We start from the raw sequence: 18,557 nt of genomic DNA, 5'->3' as shown, positions 1-18,557 counted from the left end.
TCAGAACCGATCTGTGGTGGGTGGAACGGAGGAAGTGCCTTCGGTGCGCGAAGACGGGGACGACGACGGCGCGAAGCCGGCTCCGAGGAGCCCCATCGCGTCGATGAGGTGCTGGCGGAGCACCGCCAGGGATTCGGGGGAGAGGTCCGGTCCGCATTCGGCGAACCAGACGTTCATGGCAGCCTTGCCGCAGGAAATGACCGAGCCTGCCAGGGCGTGCAGGTAGAGCTCACTGACGTCCGGCCCGAGCCTTGTCCGTGCGGCGGCGATAATTTGTTCGGTGCAGTGGTCCCAGGCCTCGAGTTCGGACCGGGCCAGTGAGCGGTTGTCCTGGGTCAGGCTGAACAACTCGGCCATCGGAGCGACCGACATGGGGTCTGCCAGGGCCATGAGCGCGGCCTGGGCCGACTCGAGGATGGTCTCGTCGGCCGGACGCAGTTGGAATTGCTCGAGGGCGCGGTCCATGAACCCGTCAGCCACCGAGGCGAGGGCCGCTTCGAGGCTGGGGAAGTAGTTGAAGAAGGTGCGGCGGGAGACACCTGCGCTGGCGGCAATGTCCTCCACCGTGAAGTTTCCCGAGCCCTTGGCCCGGAGTAATTCAAGGGCGGCTGCGGCTATGGAACTACGGGTGGCGGCCTTGTTGAGCTCCCGCCGGGAAGGGGCGCTCGACTCGGTCGCAGGCTGCGTGGAGGTGTCCTCCTGGCTGCTTGTTTGGGTCACATAATTACACTAAGTGCAAACTTGCACTCTGCGCAATTTGCTGATCGGTGGCACGCGCAGGAAGGTATCTTTGAGTAGGCACGGGAGTGACTGGACGGCGTGGCAGCAGGTGGGCGTGACTAAAACCAGTACTGCTGAATTGAAAGTACGTCCCGCCCTGCTTCGCGACGTAGCGTCGATCGTCTCCTTGTTGCGCCAAAACCGGCTGGGCTCAAACCGATCCTCATGCGTTGTCGGCGGCCGTGAATGACGAAAACCGACACGTTGTCGTGGCCTGCCGTGGGTCCAATCTGATCGGATGGGGAAAAACGCACTTCTGGGATTATTCAGACGGAAACGCGCCCGCGGGTTATTACCTCGGTGGTGTCTCGGTTCTGCCCTCCGAACGCCGACGCGGAGTAGCGGGTGCCCTCACCGAGGCGCGGTTGCAATGGATCTGGTCCCGGGTGCCACAGGCCTGGTACGTCGTCAATGCCGGCAACACTGCGTCCATTGAGCTGCACAAGAGGTGGCACTTCATCGAAGTAGGGCGCAACCCACAGTTTCACACGACCACCTTCGCCGGAGGCGTGGGTCTCCTCATGAGGGCAGAACGACCCAGTCCGTGATACTGGGGGCCTAATAATGTCTGCCCCCCTTGGCAGACTGGATTCATGGAGGACAGGCAGAGGCTTCGCATGGAAGCCAGGGCATCAGCGCCCGGGGCTGCGATGCTGCCTGTCCCCAACGCCGCGCCCGTGGTGGCGGACGCTTCACGGGAGCCCGCCGAGGCCGCCCGCGCACTCATCGAACAGCTTCGAGTGTTGGAAGATATGAAGTCCGCCATCTCCGGGCTGCAGGCAAAGATCGCAGCCTCCTTCGAGCTCGCCCAACGCCAGGCAGATGCGGCGGCAGGCGTGCCCGCCCCGAAGCAGGGCGGGGGAGCTGCGGCGCAGATCGCCCTGGCCCGGCGCGAGTCGCCCCATCGCGGATCGAGGCTCCTAGGGCTCGCCAAGGCACTGGTCAAGGAGATGCCACGGACCCTCGCCGCCCTCGACTCCGGTTTGCTCAACGAGTGGCGCGCCACCCTTGTGGTGAAGGAAACGGCGTGCCTGTCCGCCGAGGACCGCTGCGCCGTGGATGAAGAGTTGGCTCCGGACACCGGGACTTTGGACGGCATGGGGGATCGGGCGATCATCGCCGCTGCCAAAGCCGCTGCGTACCGACGTGACCCGCGATCGGTTACCCGGCGGGCCGCACATGCTGCCAAGGAGAGGCACGTCAGCATCCGGCCCGCGCCGGATACCATGACATACCTAACTGCCTTGCTGCCCGTTGCCCAAGGCGTCGCAGCCTATAAGGCTCTCAAAGAAGCTGCTGACTCAGCCCGATGCTCCGGTGACGAACGCTCCCGCGGCCAAGTCATGGCGGACACGCTAGTGGAGAGACTCACGGGTACGCCGGGCGGTATTTCCAAGGTGGAAGTGCAGCTGGTCCTGACGGATCGCACTCTGTTCCAGGGCGACAGCGAACCCGCAAGGCTTGAGGGCTACGGCATAGTGCCGGGTGGTTGGGCCAGGGAGCTTGTGGGGCTGGCCGGGGCTGGAAATCCCTCCGGGCACATCAAGGCGACGCCGCCGGATGCGGGCTTCGCGGTCTGGCTTCGAAGGCTTTACTCGGCCCCGAACACCGGAGAACTCGTGGGCATGGATTCCAAAGCCAGGTCTTCCCACCCGGCATGCGGCGATTCATCGAGGCCCGCGATGCTTCATGCCGAACACCCTACTGCGATGCGCCCATCCGGCACATCGACCACATCGTTCCGTGGCAAAGCCGTGGACCCACCAGCCTCGGCAACGGCGCAGGGCTGTGTGAACAGTGCAATCACACCAAGGAAAACCCCGGGTGGGCCGCGAAACCACTGGCAGACGCCTCCGATGTCCACACCTTGGAACTAACCACGCCCACGGGCCACACGTACCGGTCCAAAGCACCACCGTTGCCGGGAGCGGTACCGTTGCCGGGGCATGGTCCTGCCTTGGTTTAGCTTGGACGATGCCCCGGAGGGTTTAGTACTGTGACTGGCCCGGGAAAGGCTGTGACTGGCCCGGCTGCTGCGCGCCCGTTTGCGGCTGGACCGGGGGAGCCGGCTGCGGGGGTGCAGGCTGGCCCGCTCCCTGCTGGGGTTGCTTGGTCAGGTAGATCGACTGCCCCGTGGCGCCCGGTTCCCCTTCGCCCAAGGGAAGCACGTAGACGGCAGTGCCGTAGGCGCACACTTCGGTCCAGTTAGTGCCCATCTCCGAGGTATCGAACCGCATGGCCACGATGGCGTTGGCTCCGCGCTGCTGGGCCTCGCTGACCATGCGGGCCATGACTTCCTGCCGGCTCTCGTACAGGGCCCGCGTCATCTCGGGGAGTTCACCGCCGCCCAACGAGCGGAAGCCAGCCAGCATCTGGGACCCGATGTCCCGCGAACGCACGGTCAGGCCCATCACTTCGCCGAAGACGGCGTCGATGCGGTGGCCCGGAATTTCATTGGAAGTGACAATCAGCATGCCCCGAGCCTACTCAGGATCCGACCTTAAACGACGCAATCCCCCGGGGTTTCTCACCGGGGGATTGCGGAGGGGATTGCGGAAGCCCTTAACGCTTGGCGTCAGCCAGTTCGCGCTCTTCAGCAACGGCTGCAGCCTTGTCGGCAGCGAACTCGTCATTGAACGCGGCACCGTTGCGGGGAGCGTTGTACAAGGACTGGTCCAGGATGCCTTGGCGCTTGGCCACGAGGGTCGGCACCAGGGCCTGGCCTGCGACGTTGACGGCGGTGCGGCCCATGTCCAGGATGGGGTCGATCGCCAACAGGAGCCCGACGCCGGCCAGCGGCAGTCCCAGCGTGGAGAGCGTCAGCGTCAGCATGACGACGGCGCCCGTGGTGCCTGCCGTTGCCGCGGAACCGAGGACCGAGACCAGGACGATCAGCAGGTACTGGCTGAAGTCCAGGTTGATACCGAAGAACTGGGCCACGAAAATGGCGGAGATGGCCGGGTAGATCGCGGCGCAGCCGTCCATCTTGGTGGTGGCACCCAGTGGCACGGCGAACGACGCGTAGCCGGAAGGAACGCCGAGGTTGCGCTCGGTGACACGCTGCGTGAGCGGGAGCGTTCCGATGGAAGAGCGCGAAACGAAGGCGAGCTGCACAGCCGGCCATACACCGGAGAAGTACTGCTTGATGGACAGGCCGTGGACACGGACCAGCACCGGGTAAAGGACGAACAGCACCAGGGCCAGGCCGATGTAAATGGCCGCGGTGAACTTTCCGAGGGAACCGATGGTGTCCCAGCCGTAGATGGCTACAGCGTTGCCGATCAGGCCCACGGTACCGATCGGAGCAACGCGGATGATCCACCACAGGACCTTCTGGATGACTGCGAGGGCGGAGGCGTTGAAGGTGAGGAAGGCTTCAGCCTGCTTGCCCACCTTTAGCGCTGCGATACCGACGGCGATGGCCACAACCAGGATCTGCAGGACGTTGAAGGAAACGGACGTGCTGACAGTCGTGGCAGCGTTGGCGCTTTCGGTGACGGTGGAGCTTGCGCCCAGGCCAAGGAAGTTCTTGGGGAAGAGTCCGGTGAGGAAGGCCCACCAGTCACCGGTCTTGCCGACGTACTCGGCCTTCTGCGTGATACCCGTGGCGGCGCCGGGCTGCAGCAGCACGCCCAGGCCGATGCCGATGAGCACCGAGACGAACGACGTGATGGCGAACCAGAGCAGCGTGTTCCAGGCCAGGCGCGCGGCGTTCGACACTTGGCGCAGGTTCGCGATGGAACTCACGACGGCGGTGAAGATCAACGGAACGACGGCGGTTTGCAGCAGTGATACGTAGCTGGAACCGATCGTCTGGAGCGTGGCGCCCAGGCCGTTGGGAGCAGCCTTGGTGCTGCCCGTGTACTTGGCGATGAGGCCGAGGACCAGGCCGACGATGAGGGCGGCGATAATTTGGACGCCGAAGGAGCTCGCCCACTTGGGGAGCCGCGGACCGGCCTTGCCGGATGCAGGAGTGATGGTGTTTGAGGTGCTCACCGGAACACGGTAGGTGCTTCGCAAATAACATAGCGAACGGACGTTTAGAAATGTTACGTGCGAAAAAGTTATTCCCTGTGCGTTTGTGACGTTGCTCTCTAGTGGGCCGAACTCAGCCCAGCAGGGCCCTTCGCAGCACATCCAGGCCGACCGAGCCTATGTTCAGGGCTTTGCTGTGGAAGGACTTGAGGTCGAAGCCCTCGCGGGACTCAAGTTCGGCGCGGATTTGTTCCCACAAGCGCTGGCCTACCTTGTATGACGGAGCCTGCCCCGGCCAGCCCAGGTAGCGGGCGAATTCGAACTGGAGTTGGCCTTCGCTGATGTCGAGGTTGGCTTTGAGGAAATCGAAGCCCTTCTCCGGGGTCCATGTTCCGGTGCCCCAGCGTTCGGGAACGGGCAGCTCCAAGTGCACGCCGATATCGAAGACCACACGCGCGGCACGCATGCGCTGGCCGTCCAGCATGCCCATGTGGTCGCCGGGATCCTTGAGGTACCCCAGTTCCAACATGAGCTGCTCGGCGTAGAGTGCCCAGCCCTCGCCGTGTCCGGAGACCCAGCAGACGTTGCGGCGCCAATTGTTGAGGAGTTCGCGGCGGTAGGTGGCCGTAGCTACTTGCAGGTGGTGGACGGGCACGCCTTCGTGGAACACAGTGGTGGTTTCGCTCCACGTGGTGAACGTGTCTTCGCCGGCAGGGACGGACCACCACATGCGGCCTGGGCGGGAGAAATCGTCGGAGGGGCCGGTGTAGTAAATGCCGCCCTCGTCGGTGGGGGCGATCATGCACTCCAGGGTCTTCATGACATCCGGGATGTCGAAGTGCACGTCGCCCAGCTCTGCGACTGCCCGGTCCGACAGCTCCTGCATCCAGGCCTTGAGGGCATCGGTGCCTTTGATCTGCCGCGAGGGATCGTTGTTGAGGATTTCCTTGGCTTCTTCGATGCTTGCCCCGGGCTTGATCTGCCCTGCCACTTTCTCCTGTTCGGAGATGAGCCGTTCCAGCTCCTGCACGCCCCAGGCGTAGGTCTCCTCGAGATCGACGGCGGCACCGAGGAAGGACCGCGACGCCAAGGCGTACCGTTCCCTCCCGACTGCGTCCTTGTCGGGGGCCTGGGGGAGCAGTTCGTCCCGCAGGAAATCACCCAGCGCACTGTACGCTTCGCGGGCCGCGGAGGCTCCGGCGTCGAGCCTTGCCTGGACGTCCGCCGGCAACGGCGCCCCGCCGGCGAGGGCATCGGAGGCGAGTTTTGCGAAGAAACCGTCCGCGGCGGCGTAGCGGCTGGTCTGGTCGATGACGATCCGGACCTGGCGTGCTGCGGAAACCTTTCCCGCGGCTGCGCCGGCGCGCAAGGACGAGATGTAACCGGCAATGGCCTCCGGAACGTTGGCCGCACGGCCGGCAACGTGCTCCCATTGCTCCACGGTGTCCGTGGGCATGAGGTCGAAGATGGCCCGGATGTCCTGCGCCGGGGAAGCGATGTTGTTCAGGTCCGCGGCGTCCCAACCGGACGCGTGGATCTCCAGCTCAAGGACCAGGCGCTCGCGCATGGCGTCCAAGGTTACCGCGTCGGTATCGTCGCGCGGCTCCAGGGCCGCCAGCGCTTCCAAGGCGTCCCGGGTGGCCTCGGCGTGGGCTTCGGCCCCGGCCGGGGAGAAGTCCTGGTACTCGGTTTCGTGTCCCGGCAACCCCAAGGTGGTGGCGAAGCTGGGGTTGAGTTCGATCAGCTTTTCTGTGTACGCATCAGCTACGGCGTCGATGGCGGTCTTGGCGCGTACGGGGGTGTTTGCAGTAGTCACCCCCAGAGCCTAGCCGCCACCTCCGTCACGTGAAAGGGTTGTTGAAGGCTTTAGCCGCGGCTGCGGCGCCATGCGCCCGGACCCGGGGTCGGGTCCAGCCGCAATTGCTGGCGGCGCACCCAGTGGCGCACGTTCGGCTTGGCTGCCTCCGGCGTCGGGGGTACTCCCACAGAGGCGACGACGGCGGCAAGTGCCGCGAGTTCTTCCGGCGTGGGATCGCCTTTGACCACGGAAAACATGGGCAGTGCCGGCTCCTCGGCCGGCAGGGGGCTCTTTGCCGCGCTCACAGGGGAATGTTCCCGTGCTTCTTGGTGGGCAGGCTGGCCCGCTTGTCCCGCAGTGCACGGAGGCCCCGGATGATCTGCAGGCGCGTGTCCGACGGCGCGATGACGGCGTCCACGTATCCAAGCTCAGCAGCCTGGTACGGGTTGAGGAGTTCTTCCTCGTAGCCCTGGATGATCTCGGCACGGCGGGCCTCAACGTCGCCCCCTGCCTCGGCAACGGCGGCAAGGTCGCGGCGGTAGAGGATGTTCACCGCACCCTGCGCTCCCATGACGCCGATCTGTGCGGTGGGCCAGGCAAGGTTCAGGTCGGCTCCAAGCTTCTTGGAACCCATCACGATGTAGGCCCCACCGTACGCCTTGCGGGTAATGACAGTGAGCTTCGGGACAGTTGCCTCGGCGTAGGCGTACAGGAGCTTGGCGCCACGGCGGATGATGCCCTGGAATTCCTGGTCCTTGCCCGGGAGGAAGCCGGGGACGTCCACCAGCGTGATGATGGGGATGTTGAAGGCGTCGCAGTGGCGGACAAAGCGGGCAGCCTTCTCCGATGCGGAAATGTCCAGGGTTCCGGCGAACTGCATGGGCTGGTTTGCCACGATGCCCACGGTGTGCCCCTCCACCCGGCCGTAACCGATGATGACGTTCGGGGCGTAGAGCGACTGCATCTCCAGGAAGTGCGCGTCGTCGACGATCTGCTCGATCACTTTGCGCATGTCATAGGGCTGGTTGGCGGAATCAGGGATGAGCCCGTCCAGGGCGAGGTCGTCCTCGTCCAGTTCCAGTTCCTGGTCGTGCTCCACCACGGGGGCTTCGGAGAGGTTGTTGGACGGCAGGAAGTCAAGCAGTTCACGGACGAACTCGATCGCGTCGGCTTCATCGGAGGCGAGGTAGGTGGAGGTACCGGTGGTGGCGTTGTGCTGGCGGGCGCCGCCCAAGGTCTCCATGTCCACGTCCTCGCCCGTGACGGTCTTGATGACGTCGGGACCGGTGATGAACATGTGCGAAGTCTTGTCCACCATCACCACGTAGTCGGTGAGCGCCGGGGAGTAAGCGGCGCCGCCGGCGCACGGACCCATGATGAGGGAGATCTGGGGGACCACGCCGGATGCGTGCACGTTGTTGCGGAAGATGTCCGCGAACATTGCCAGGGACGCGACGCCCTCCTGGATTCGTGCGCCGCCGCCGTCGTTGATGCCAACCACCGGGCAACCGTTGCGGAGGGCGAATTCCTGGACCTTGACGATCTTCTCGCCGTTGACCTGGCTCAGGGAGCCGCCGTAGACGCTGAAGTCCTGGCTGTAGATAGCGATCAGGCGGCCATCAACGGTGCCGTAACCGGAAACGACGCCGTCGCCAAGCGGCTTCTTCTTTTCCATTCCGAAGGCGGTGGAACGGTGGACAGCCAGGGCGTCGAACTCGACGAACGATCCGGGATCAACCAGCAGCTCGATGCGCTCGCGGGCAGTGTTCTTGCCGCGCGCATGCTGCTTCTCTATCGCTTCCGGGCCGGAAGGCTGCTCGGCACGGGCCTGGCGGTCGCGGAAGTCGGCAATCTTTCCCGCTGTCGTTGTCAGATCGTGGCTCATCAAGTGTCTCCGGCTCTGTAGCTGATATTCGCTGGCGCGGTTCTGGTTCGGCAAACAGCTGATTAAGTAGCTTCCGTACAAAGAACAGGCCCTGATGGCCAGTCTAGTGACGCAATAGCCGCGAACCGCTGTAGAAACCCTACAATTTTCTGCGCCCAAGCCCGAAGCCCTGCCTGCGATGCTTGCCGGGGCACGAGTGATGTTACCCGTCAGTAACATCTTTGGGTTAGAGTGGCTGCATGACTCAAAGCAATGCCGCTTACGTTGCCACCGGCTCGCTCAAAGGCCGCACCATCATCATGTCCGGCGGGAGCCGGGGGATCGGTCTTGCCATTGCCACCCGGGCCGCCCGCGACGGCGGCAACATCGTGCTCATGGCCAAGACGGGTGAACCGCACCCGAAGCTCGAGGGCACGGTTTTTACGGCCGCGGAGCAGCTGGTCGCCGCCGGCGGACAGGCCCTGCCGATCGTCGGGGACGTCCGGAATGATGACGACGTCGCTTCTGCCGTGAGTGCCGCCGTCGAGCGTTTCGGGGGCTTGGACATCGTGGTCAACAATGCCTCGGCCATCGACCTGTCCCGCACGGATGCGATCGACATGAAGCGCTACGACCTGATGCAGGACATCAACGTCCGGGGCACTTTCCTGCTGTCCAAGCTGGCGCTGCCGGCACTGCGCGAGTCGGAACACGCCCATATCCTGACGCTATCCCCGCCGCTCAACCTGGATCCCAAGTGGGCCGGGATGCACTTGGCGTACACCATGGCGAAGTACGGCATGAGCCTGACCACGCTGGGCCTGGCCGAGGAACTCAAGGATGACGGCGTCTCCGTCAATTCGTTGTGGCCCTGCACGCTGATTGACACTGCGGCCATCCGGAACATGCCCGGCGGCCGGCAGATGGTCAAGGCTGCGCGTGGTCCGGAGATCATGGCCGATGCAGCCCATGCGATCCTGACGGGTGCCAACCTTGCGGCGGGTGGTTCCAAGAGCGGCAACTTCTACACCGATGAAGAGGTCCTGCGCGCGGCGGGGGTGTCCGACTTTGCCCCCTACAGCCTCGGTGCGCCGGAGGACCGCCTGGTCCCGGACATCTTCCTCTGACCGGATTCATACCCTCGGGGGAGAGCCTGGAGCTCCTTGACTGGATAGGATTCAGCTATGGATGCCCAACAGCCCGCCCCACGTGAAAGCCCCGGTTCCGGGGAAAACCCCGCACTGGATCAGCGGTCGCTGTTGGCGCCTGATTTCCTGTCCGCCACCGGCATCTCCCGACTCGACGTCGTGGAGTCCACCGGGTCCACTAATACCGACCTGGTGCGCGCCGTGACCATGGAACCCAAAAAATGGGCAGACCTGGCCGTCCTAACCGCTGAGCACCAGACCGCTGCGCGAGGCCGGTTGGACCGGCACTGGGAATCCCCGGAACGCTCCGCAGTCTCTGTTTCCATGGTGCTGCGGCCCGTTACGGCGGACGGCATGCCGGTCCCCACCCAAAGCTATTCATGGTTGTCGCTCCTGGCTGCCGTCGCGTTGCGGGAAGCGCTGCAGGAGACGGCCGGCGTGAAGGCGCAGATCAAGTGGCCCAACGACGTCCTTGTCAACGGGCGCAAGATTGCCGGCATCCTGGCGCAACTGACGGCGCTTGGCGACGGCTCCGTACCCGCCGTCATCCTGGGTGTCGGCCTGAATGTCACCCTGACTGAGGACCAACTGCCCGTCCCGACGGCCACGTCGCTTGCCCTCGAAGGAAGCACGACGACGGATCGAACGGCGCTGCTGAAGGGTTACCTAACGCACTTCACCAGGCTGTACCGCAGCTTCTGCAATGCCGAGGGCGATCCGCACGCCGGGCTCGCAGGTGGTCCGTCGCTGCATAAGAGGGTGGAAACGGCCATGATCACCCTGGGCCGCGAAGTGCGGGCCCACCTGCCGGGCGACCATGAGCTGGTTGGACACGCCTCGCGCCTGGATGACCACGGATCGTTGCTGGTGGTGGACCACGGCGGGCGGGAGCACGTGGTGACTGCGGGGGATGTGGTGCACCTGCGTGCCACAGAAAGCGGTTATGCGTAAAGAACTGCTTCCGGGGGAGCAGGTCCTGACCATCACGCGCCAGCAGGCCCGTTCACTCGTTTTTCCGGCGCTGGTCTTCGTCCTGGTTCCGGCACTGGCAGGTTTCGCATCTGCTTGGATTATCAAGGGGAACCCGCAGCGCCTGGCCCCGTTCATCACGGCGGCCTGGACTCCTTGGCTCGTAGGAGCCTGCCTTGGCCTGGCGGCATGGGTTCTGCTGGCCTACTGCCTCAAGCGGGTGCTGCGCTGGCATTCCGTTCGCTACATCCTGACCAGCCGCAGGGTCCTGGCCAAGTCCGGGATGTTCCGCCGCGGTGAGTGGCAGGTGTCCTTGATGGCTGTCCGGAATGTGGGAATCGAACAGGGCATGATCCAGCGGTCCTTGCGTTCGGGGAATATATCCTTGGATACCGGGCACTCGGGGATTTACCTGTTGAAGGATGTCCCGGAAGTCGGGAAATTCCGGGGCTTCATCCTTGACGCCATGGACCAATTGCCCCGGGGCGAGGTTCTTGAGGGTGAAGTGGTGCCGGATATCGACGTTAGTGGTTTGCCGTGGGAAGTGAGAGAAGGTGGAAGAGATGAGCGTTGAGGATCAGTCCGACGAGGACCTGGACCAGGAGTTCGACGCCGTACCCGAACCTTCAGGGGATGAAGACGCGGTACCGGACCCGGCCAAAGCCATACCCACCGGGCCCCCTACCGGTGTCATGTCCGCAGAGCGGCTCGCGATCAAAGCGCTGGAAGCCAGGCTGCTGGGCGGTGAACGCAAGCTCCGCCGTCGTGAGATTGCTGCCGGTGCCGGCGTGTCGGTGCTTTCTGCCCGAAAACTGTGGCGCGCTCTCGGATTTCCAAACTTCGGTGACGACGACGTTGCCTTCACTGAGCGCGACCAGGCTGCCCTGACAACCATCCTTGACCTCGTCCGTGCCGGCCTCCTGACGGAAGAAGCCGCGATCTCCATCACCCGTTCCATTGGCCAGATGACGGACCGCATGGTGGTCTGGCAGATCGAGGCCCTGGTGGAGGACATGGTCCAGGAACAAGGGATCAGCGATGCCGTGGCGCGCAAGCAGCTGGTGGGCCAGCTGCCTGCCCTGGTGGATTCGCTGGAGGAGATCCTCGTCTACTCCTACCGCCGCCAGCTCAATGCCGGTGTGCAGCGGCTGGCTGTCAGGGCGGAAGCCGGGCTGCAGGCCAGCGAAGAAGGCCGCGAAGGCGATGAGGACGATTCGCCGTTGCCGTTGGCCCGTGCTGTCGGTTTTGCGGACCTGGTCTCCTACACCAGCCTGTCCAGGCGGATGAACGAGAAGACGCTGGCCCAGATGGTGCAGCGTTTCGAGAACAAGTGTGCCGAGATCATTTCCATTGGCGGCGGCCGGCTGGTCAAGACAGTCGGTGACGAAGTCCTCTACATTGCCGAGACGCCGGCTGCCGGCGCGGAGATCTCCCTCGCCCTGGCCCAGGCCTTTACCGAGGATGAGATCCTCCCGCAGGCGAGGGTTTCCATGGTCTGGGGACGCATCCTTTCCCGCCTTGGCGACATCTACGGGCCAACGGTCAACCTTGCAGCGCGGCTCACCAGCCTCGCCCAGCCAGGCACTGTGCTGGTTGATGCCATGACCGCGGCCGCCCTTGGCCAGGATGAACGCTTTGTATTGATCCCGCAGGCCTCGGAAAACGTCCGCGGCTTCGGGGAGATCCACCCCGTCATGCTGGCCCGCGGCCGGGGCAAAGGGCTCGTTCTGGACTGAGTAGAGGGGCGGCAGTAGTCCAGGTCACATCTTCGCAAATCGATGGATTAACCCGGTAGGCTTGGGGACTGTTCGCGTCAAGCCAGCCGCGCGGAGGGTGACGGCTGCCTATTTAACCGGGGGAAGTCCATGGCTCCGAGCAGGAGGCCCGCCCAACGAGCGCCCAAACGGCAACCATCACGGAAGCGGCGCGCCAGGATCCTGGGGGTTACAGCCTTCACGGCAGCTGCGGCGGTGCTTGTTACCGGAGCCATCCTCTACCCGGGTTTCAAAACCACGGAGGTGGACCTCAACGACGGCGGCGTCTGGGTTGTCAGCAAATCGAAGAACGCCGCCGGCCGGCTGAATTACCCTTCAAAATCCCTCGACGGTGCCGTCACTCCGGCCAGCGACGACTTCGACATCCTCCAACAGGCAAGCGACATCTTCATTGACGATGCCGGCGGGGCGACGATCAACCCGGTCAGCGCCGCCAACATGCGCCTGGGCGGGGACCAGCAGCTTCCGGGTGCGGCCCGCGTCAGCTTCGGCAGCAAGGTCCTGGCCGTCACTGATCCAGCCAAGGGCAAAGTGTGGGCCGTTTCGCCCACCTCGCTGGGCGGTTTCAGTGAAGAATCCACGCCATTGTTCGAACAGTCCCAAGGCATCACGTCCGTTGTGGGGACGGACGACACCATCCATACCCTGGACCCCAAAGCAGGGAAGCTTACCGCCACCACGGTGGATGCGGACGGCAACGTTGTGGACTCGCAGGTCCGCTCCGACGATTCCCTCAAAGCCGACGGCGACGTGCAGCTGACGGCCGTTGGCGGCAAGGCGGTTGTGCTGAACCAGGCCAACGGCAACATCATCCTGCCGGGCGGTTCAGTGGTCCATCTCGCCGATGCCAGGGACGCCAAGCTGCAGCAGGCCGGTCCGGAGGCCGGCACCGTGGCCATCGCCACGAAGGATGCCCTGTTGCTGCAGCCCTTGGACGGCGGCACGGCCACAACCGTTCGTGCCGACGGGCAAGGGACCCCGGCGGCGCCTGTCCACGTGGGTACGTGCACTTACGGGGCGTGGTCCGGGGCCAACAAGTATGTCCGGGAGTGCAGCAGTGAGGCCGACAACCGCCGCGCCGACGTGCCCCAGGCGAGTGCGTCGCCGTCGTACGTTTTCAGGGTCAACCGGGACCTCGTGGTCCTCAACGACGTCAACTCAGGCAACGTCTGGATGGTCAACCAGAACATGCAGCTGGTGAACAACTGGGATGACGTCATTCCGCCGCAGCAGACCTCGGACGATGCAGACAAGGACTCCGCCGACGAAGTCCAGCAAACAGTCCTTCCGGATCGCAGCAAGCCGAACACCCCGCCGGTGGCCAAACCCGATTCTTTCGGCGTGCGTGCCGGGAAGACCACCATCCTGCCGGTACTGGACAATGACGCCGATTCCGACGGCGACGTCCTGACCGTCAGTGCCGCCGAGCCACTGAAATCGGGAGCGTTGTCCCAGGTTTACGGCGGGACGGGCTTCCAGATTGCGGTGCCGGCCGGCACCACAGGCACCGAAACCTTCAAATACTCCGTGGACGACGGCCGCGGAGGAACCGCTGCCACCGAGGTGGACCTGCGGGTGGTGCCGCCGGAGGAAAACAACGCCCCGCAGCCCAAGCCAAACCGCAACAACACGCTGGTGGTGCAGGCCGGCAAGATAGCCAACCAGTACATCCTGACGGATTGGATCGATCCCGACGGCGATGACATCTTTGCCGTGGCGGCCTCGAGCAGCGATCCTGCCGACCAGGTCCGGATCAGGCCCGACGGCCTGCTGACGTTCCAGGATTCGGGAGCCGGTCCCGGCCGCAAGACCATCACGGTGACGGTGTCGGACGGCACCGACAGTACCGACGGGCAGATCGCCGTGGACGTCCGCGCCCCCGGAGCCCTGCCGCCCATCGCCAACGCTGACCACGTCGTGGCGGTGGCAGGCCAGGACACCGTGATTGCGCCGCTCAAGAACGACACCGACCCCCAGGGCGGAACGCTCCGCCTGGCGCAGGCCCAACCCGATGGACAGTCCACGGCGGTCATCGGGCCTGACCAGCAGACGTTCATGTTCAACTCCGGTGCCGTAGGCGCCCACTACGTGACCTACATGGTGACGAACGGGCCGGCGAGTGCCCAGCAGTTGGTCCGGGTGGACGTCGTCTCCGGAAACAGCGACGACGCACCGGTTGCCGTGCGGGATATTGCCCTGCTGCCCAGCGGAGGCAGCACCGTGGTTGACGTCCTCGGCAACGACTCGGACCCCGCCGGAGGCGTTCTGGTGGTGCAGTCGGTGACGGCAGTGGACGGCCTGCCCGTCAGCGTGGCGGTGCTGGACCACTCGGTCGTGAAGATCACTGACATCCGCGCCGAAGGCCAGTTGTCCTTGAAATACACCATCTCCAACGGCAAGGCATCGGCAACCGGTGACATCTCGGTCCAGGTGGTGCCGGCGCCCACCAAGCTTCAGGCGCCGCAGGCAAAGCCCGACGACGTCACGGTCCGGGCAGGCGACGTGGTGACCATCCCGGTGCTGGACAATGATGCGGATCCCAACGGGGGCGAACTCAGCCTGGACCCGGTGCTCGCGCAGCAGCCGGACGAGGCGGACGGCCGGATGTTCGTGGCCGGCAAGACCCTCCGCTTCATTGCCGGAGAAGAGGCCAAGACCGTCTACGCGATCTACAAGGTCACCAACGCTTCCGGCCAATCGGATTCCCAACAGGTCACCATCCGGATCAGGGCCCGGGACGACGCCACCAACACCCGGCCGGAGCCGAAGAACCTGACGGCCCGTGCGGTGGCGGGAATGACAGTCAAGATCCCTGTTCCGCTGGATGGCATCGACGCCGACGGCGACTCGGTCCAGGTGATCGGCATCGACAAAGCCCCGTCCCTGGGGACCGCCGTACTCCGCGACGGCTACCTGGAGTACACGGCCGGCGGTAAGTCGGCGGGAACCGACACCTTCAGCTACCGCGTGAAGGACCGCATCGGCGCGGAAAATACCGGCAACGTCATTGTCGGTATCGCGCCGGCGGAAGCAGACAACCAAAAGCCAATAGCCGTGGATGACGCCATCGATGTGCGTCCAGGGCGGCGCGTCGCCGTCGATGTCCTCAAGAACGATTCCGACCCCGACGGCGACCCCATCGGCTTGGTGCCGACGTTCGATGCCAAACCCGGGCTGGAGGTCGAAGCCGTTGCCGGTAAAGCGGTGTTGACCGCCCCGGGTACCGCCGGCGTGGAGAGTATCAGCTACCGGATCCAGGATGACAAGAAGGCCGAAGCAAGTGCCGTGATCCGCGTCCAGACCAGTCCGTCGGCCCCGCTGCATGCACCGATCGCCGTTGATGACCATGTGACCCTCGCGGAGACGTTGGGCAAGACGGCGGTGGACGTGCCCGTCCTGAAGAATGATTCCGATCCTGACGGAGTAGCCGAAGACCTCAAGATCTCCTTGCCTGACGGCAACCCCAACGCCCGGGTGGGCACCTCGGGAAACGTGGTGGTCACGCTGGCGCCCCAGGACCAGCTCATTCCGTACACGGTGACGGACATTGACGGCCAAACGGCCACGGCTGTCATGTGGATTCCCGGACAGGGCCTCCAATACCCGACCCTTTCCAAGACCGACGTCGTGGAAGTCACCGCGGGCAAGGAAGTGACGCTGTCACTGAAGGAGTGGGTCAAGGTCCGTGACGGCCGCAGCCCGCGGATCACGGTGGCGGACAAGATCAAGGTCCAGGGCGGTGACCCGCTGAATGTCATTGCCGGCGACGGCGGTGCCCTCCGCTACGCTGCGCAGGCGGACTACGTGGGCCCCGGCTCTGTGACGTTCGAGGTCACGGACGGTTCCGGTCCAGACGATCCCGAGGGGCTGAAGTCCACGCTCACCATCATGACCAAGGTCCTGCCGGATCCCAATGCCAACCATCCGCCGACCTTCAGCGGTGCCGTCATCGACGCTCCCCAGGGTGACGTCACCGAACTGGACCTGTCGAACCTCGCCGGCGACGTGGATGAGCAGGACCAGGGCAAACTGAAGTTCGAATTCGACGGCCAGCAGCCCGGCGGGTTCGAGGCCCGCATCGACGGCACGGTCCTGAAGATCACACCCGGCGGATCCCTCAACCCGGGTGCACGCGGCGTAGTGCCGCTGAAGGTCACCGACGGCCGGTCCGATCCGGTCCGTGCGGCCGTGACCGTCACGGTGGTTTCCTCCAACCGGCCCAAACCGGTGGCCAACGACGACGCCGTGGAGAAAGCCGATGCCGGCAAGCCGCAAACCGTCAATGTGCTCGGCAACGACTTCAATCCGTTCAGCGAGCCGTTGGGAATCGTGTCCGCGGTCGTGGAGACGGGTTCAGCCGGGCAGCCCGAAATCTCGGGCGACTCCATCACGGTGACGCCGTCCGCGGGCTCAAAGGGCGTGCTGGTAGTCCGCTACACCATCAAGGACAAGACCGACGATCCGAGCCGCCAGGCAGTGGGCCGCGTCCGCATCACCGTCCGGGATAAGCCGGATGCTCCTTCCGCGCCCTCGGCTACCGATGTCAGGAGCCGCACCGCCGTGCTCAAATGGGTGCCGCCGTCGGACAACGGCGCAGCCATCACCAAATACACCGTGAAGGCTGCGGGGTTCCAACAGGAATGCCCCACCACCACCTGCACCCTGACGGGGCTGACCAACAACGTGAGCTACGTATTCACCGTGACGGCCACCAACGAGGTAGGGGAGTCCGGTGCGTCGCCGGCTTCCAACGAGATCAAGCCTGACGAAAAGCCGTCACCGCCGGACGCTCCCGCCGTGAAAGCCGGGGACAAGGACCTGGCCATCACGTGGACCCCCGCGAAGACCGAGGGCTCACCCGTCAAGCACTACAACCTGGAGATTTCCCCGCCCCCAGGCAACGGAGTGGCGGTCAAGAACGAGGTCACCGGGCTCTCCTACACCTGGACCGGACTCACCAACGGGGTCAACTACAAGGTGCGGGCCCAGGCGGTCAACGAGCTCGGACCTTCCGACTGGAGCCTGTACTCCGCCGAAGACCACCCGGCCGGTCTGCCCGGCGCCCCGGCGGCGCCCACCACCGCCGTCGTGTCTTCCGTTGGTTCGCAGAACCAGCTCCGGGCTGACTGGACAGAGCCGGACATCAACGGCGATCCCATCAAGAACTACTACGTCACCATGAGCGGCGGCAGTGGCGCTACGCAGACGCAGACCGTTCCGGGCAATACCCGTACAGCTACCTTCACGGCGAATAACTCGGAATCCGGCTACACGTTCACTGTTCAGGCCGAGAACAAGGCCGGCAAGGGTGCGGTCAGTGCGGCCTCTGCTCCACGGCGTGCAACCGGCAAGCTGGGAACCGTGGGCAACGTCAGTGCCACACCGGCCAACACTGGGGGAGCAGGCGGCCAGCTCACCATCAACTTCACAGTGTTGAACCAAGCCCAACGTAACGGTTCAAGCGCCAATGAAGTCAGTTACACCTACCGCGCCAGCACCGGCCAGTCCGGCCCCATCCAACCGGGGCAGACCGTTGGAGGTTTCGCCAATGGCCAGGCCAGCAGCATCACGGTGACGGCCCAATCTTCCGTTGCGCCGAGCTCGGATGCGAGTGCTCCCGCCACGGCCACGCCGTATGGTTCGCCCGGAACGCCGTCGGCATCGGGAACGAACGGGGCGATGAATGATCCCTCGGTCACCCTCAATTGGTCCTCGCCCTCAACATCCACCAATGACGTCAAGACCACCAAGATCAGGATCAACGGCGGCGCGTGGGAGACGGTTGCGGCATCCGGCAGCCGGACTATCAATACCGGCGGCTACGAACAAACACGGACCATTGACGTGCAGACCTTCAACTCCCTGGGTACCGGTGGGCCGGTAGCCAGCGCCAGCGCCACATCCGGCAAGAAGGGGGAATGGACCACCACCATGAACCCCGGTGCCGTGGAACGATCCTGCAGTTACACCCTTGGTGGAGCCAATTACGATCCAAACAGGTTCACGTGTGACGGCAAGGGCGGCAACCAGCCGCCATGGATGTACACCTCGGATCAAGGGAAGATTGTTGTCCGTTGCTACATCGACCAGTCGGATGGCTGGGTGGGCATGCAGCGTTGGTGGCGCATTGAATCAGGCTCCTACCGGAACGTAGGCCGGTACATCATTGCAGGTCACACCTATCTGGGTGATCCAGCAGGCATCGGAGCGCCCCGATGCTGACCCGTCGCAAGGCCGGCAACAGGGGA

The 18,557-nt window shown here is 64.6% G+C and carries 12 protein-coding genes and 1 pseudogene; 7 read left to right on the top strand and 6 right to left on the bottom strand.

What is annotated here, in order from left to right:
• Complete coding sequence (locus OCL88_RS00140; RefSeq protein WP_264961177.1) at nucleotides 1-720, bottom strand: TetR/AcrR family transcriptional regulator; 720 nt, start codon at nucleotides 718-720, stop codon at nucleotides 1-3.
• 242 nt (nucleotides 721-962) lie between these two features.
• Between OCL88_RS00140 and OCL88_RS21220 the strand changes: the two genes are divergently transcribed.
• Both OCL88_RS21220 and OCL88_RS00135 read left to right on the top strand, forming a co-directional pair.
• On the top strand, nucleotides 963-1,328 hold the full coding sequence (locus OCL88_RS21220; protein WP_413775438.1) for an N-acetyltransferase family protein: 366 nt from the start codon (nucleotides 963-965) through the stop codon (nucleotides 1,326-1,328).
• 69 nt (nucleotides 1,329-1,397) lie between these two features.
• Nucleotides 1,398-2,746 (top strand): annotated as a pseudogene (locus tag OCL88_RS00135) (HNH endonuclease).
• A 22-nt stretch (nucleotides 2,747-2,768) separates the two neighbouring features.
• Here the strand turns inward: OCL88_RS00135 and OCL88_RS00130 are convergent.
• The 5 genes from OCL88_RS00130 to OCL88_RS00110 all read right to left on the bottom strand — a co-directional run bounded on the left by OCL88_RS00130 (nucleotide 2,769) and on the right by OCL88_RS00110 (nucleotide 8,438).
• On the bottom strand, nucleotides 2,769-3,254 hold the full coding sequence (locus tag OCL88_RS00130) for a YbjQ family protein (RefSeq protein ID WP_264961176.1): 486 nt from the start codon (nucleotides 3,252-3,254) through the stop codon (nucleotides 2,769-2,771).
• 88 nt (nucleotides 3,255-3,342) lie between these two features.
• The gene (locus tag OCL88_RS00125; protein ID WP_264961175.1) at nucleotides 3,343-4,776 is read right to left on the bottom strand and encodes a dicarboxylate/amino acid:cation symporter; all 1,434 of its coding nucleotides are present in this window, start codon (nucleotides 4,774-4,776) and stop codon (nucleotides 3,343-3,345) included.
• 112 nt (nucleotides 4,777-4,888) lie between these two features.
• The gene (locus OCL88_RS00120) at nucleotides 4,889-6,571 is read right to left on the bottom strand and encodes a DUF885 domain-containing protein (RefSeq protein WP_264961174.1); all 1,683 of its coding nucleotides are present in this window, start codon (nucleotides 6,569-6,571) and stop codon (nucleotides 4,889-4,891) included.
• Nucleotides 6,572-6,621: 50 nt separating this feature from the next.
• Nucleotides 6,622-6,810, bottom strand: coding sequence for an acyl-CoA carboxylase epsilon subunit (locus OCL88_RS00115; RefSeq protein ID WP_083261817.1), 189 nt, complete (start codon nucleotides 6,808-6,810; stop codon nucleotides 6,622-6,624).
• Nucleotides 6,811-6,854: 44 nt separating this feature from the next.
• Nucleotides 6,855-8,438, bottom strand: a complete 1,584-nt coding sequence (locus OCL88_RS00110) for an acyl-CoA carboxylase subunit beta (RefSeq protein WP_021471400.1) — start codon at nucleotides 8,436-8,438, stop codon at nucleotides 6,855-6,857.
• Nucleotides 8,439-8,677: 239 nt separating this feature from the next.
• On the opposite strand from OCL88_RS00110, the gene OCL88_RS00105 reads away from it, so the two are divergent.
• The 5 genes from OCL88_RS00105 (at nucleotide 8,678) to OCL88_RS00085 (ending at nucleotide 18,531) form a co-directional block, all read left to right on the top strand.
• Entirely contained in the window at nucleotides 8,678-9,544 is an 867-nt protein-coding gene (locus OCL88_RS00105) for an SDR family oxidoreductase (protein WP_264961173.1), read from the top strand.
• A 57-nt stretch (nucleotides 9,545-9,601) separates the two neighbouring features.
• On the top strand, nucleotides 9,602-10,516 hold the full coding sequence (locus OCL88_RS00100; RefSeq protein WP_217376751.1) for a biotin--[acetyl-CoA-carboxylase] ligase: 915 nt from the start codon (nucleotides 9,602-9,604) through the stop codon (nucleotides 10,514-10,516).
• Entirely contained in the window at nucleotides 10,509-11,108 is a 600-nt protein-coding gene (locus OCL88_RS00095; protein WP_264961172.1) for a PH domain-containing protein, read from the top strand. Before OCL88_RS00100 ends, OCL88_RS00095 begins: the two co-directional genes overlap by 8 nt.
• Nucleotides 11,098-12,270, top strand: coding sequence for an adenylate/guanylate cyclase domain-containing protein (locus OCL88_RS00090; RefSeq protein WP_166187086.1), 1,173 nt, complete (start codon nucleotides 11,098-11,100; stop codon nucleotides 12,268-12,270). The genes OCL88_RS00095 and OCL88_RS00090 overlap by 11 nt, the downstream gene beginning before the upstream one ends.
• A 129-nt stretch (nucleotides 12,271-12,399) precedes the next feature.
• On the top strand, nucleotides 12,400-18,531 hold the full coding sequence (locus OCL88_RS00085; RefSeq protein ID WP_264961171.1) for an Ig-like domain-containing protein: 6,132 nt from the start codon (nucleotides 12,400-12,402) through the stop codon (nucleotides 18,529-18,531).
• The last annotated feature ends 26 nt before the right edge of the window (nucleotides 18,532-18,557 follow it).

This window comes from Paenarthrobacter sp. PAE-2 (genome assembly GCF_026013155.1).
In the GTDB taxonomy this organism is placed as follows: Bacteria; Actinomycetota; Actinomycetes; order Actinomycetales; family Micrococcaceae; genus Arthrobacter; species Arthrobacter ureafaciens.
Note: the sequence above shows the minus strand (reverse complement) of the source record. Positions and strands in the feature narration are given on the sequence as shown.

Bases quoted from the DNA above. Each gene is read 5' to 3' on its own strand.
- OCL88_RS00100 (WP_217376751.1), top strand. From the start codon at position 9,602: ATGGATGCCCAACAGCCCGCCCCACGTGAAAGCCCCGGTTCCGGGGAA.
- OCL88_RS00105 (WP_264961173.1), top strand. From the start codon at position 8,678: ATGACTCAAAGCAATGCCGCTTACGTTGCCACCGGCTCGCTCAAAGGC.
- OCL88_RS00110 (WP_021471400.1), bottom strand. From the start codon at position 8,438: ATGAGCCACGATCTGACAACGACAGCGGGAAAGATTGCCGACTTCCGC.
- OCL88_RS00115 (WP_083261817.1), bottom strand. From the start codon at position 6,810: ATGTTTTCCGTGGTCAAAGGCGATCCCACGCCGGAAGAACTCGCGGCA.
- OCL88_RS00095 (WP_264961172.1), top strand. From the start codon at position 10,509: ATGCGTAAAGAACTGCTTCCGGGGGAGCAGGTCCTGACCATCACGCGC.
- OCL88_RS00085 (WP_264961171.1), top strand. From the start codon at position 12,400: ATGGCTCCGAGCAGGAGGCCCGCCCAACGAGCGCCCAAACGGCAACCA.
- OCL88_RS00090 (WP_166187086.1), top strand. From the start codon at position 11,098: ATGAGCGTTGAGGATCAGTCCGACGAGGACCTGGACCAGGAGTTCGAC.
- OCL88_RS00130 (WP_264961176.1), bottom strand. From the start codon at position 3,254: ATGCTGATTGTCACTTCCAATGAAATTCCGGGCCACCGCATCGACGCC.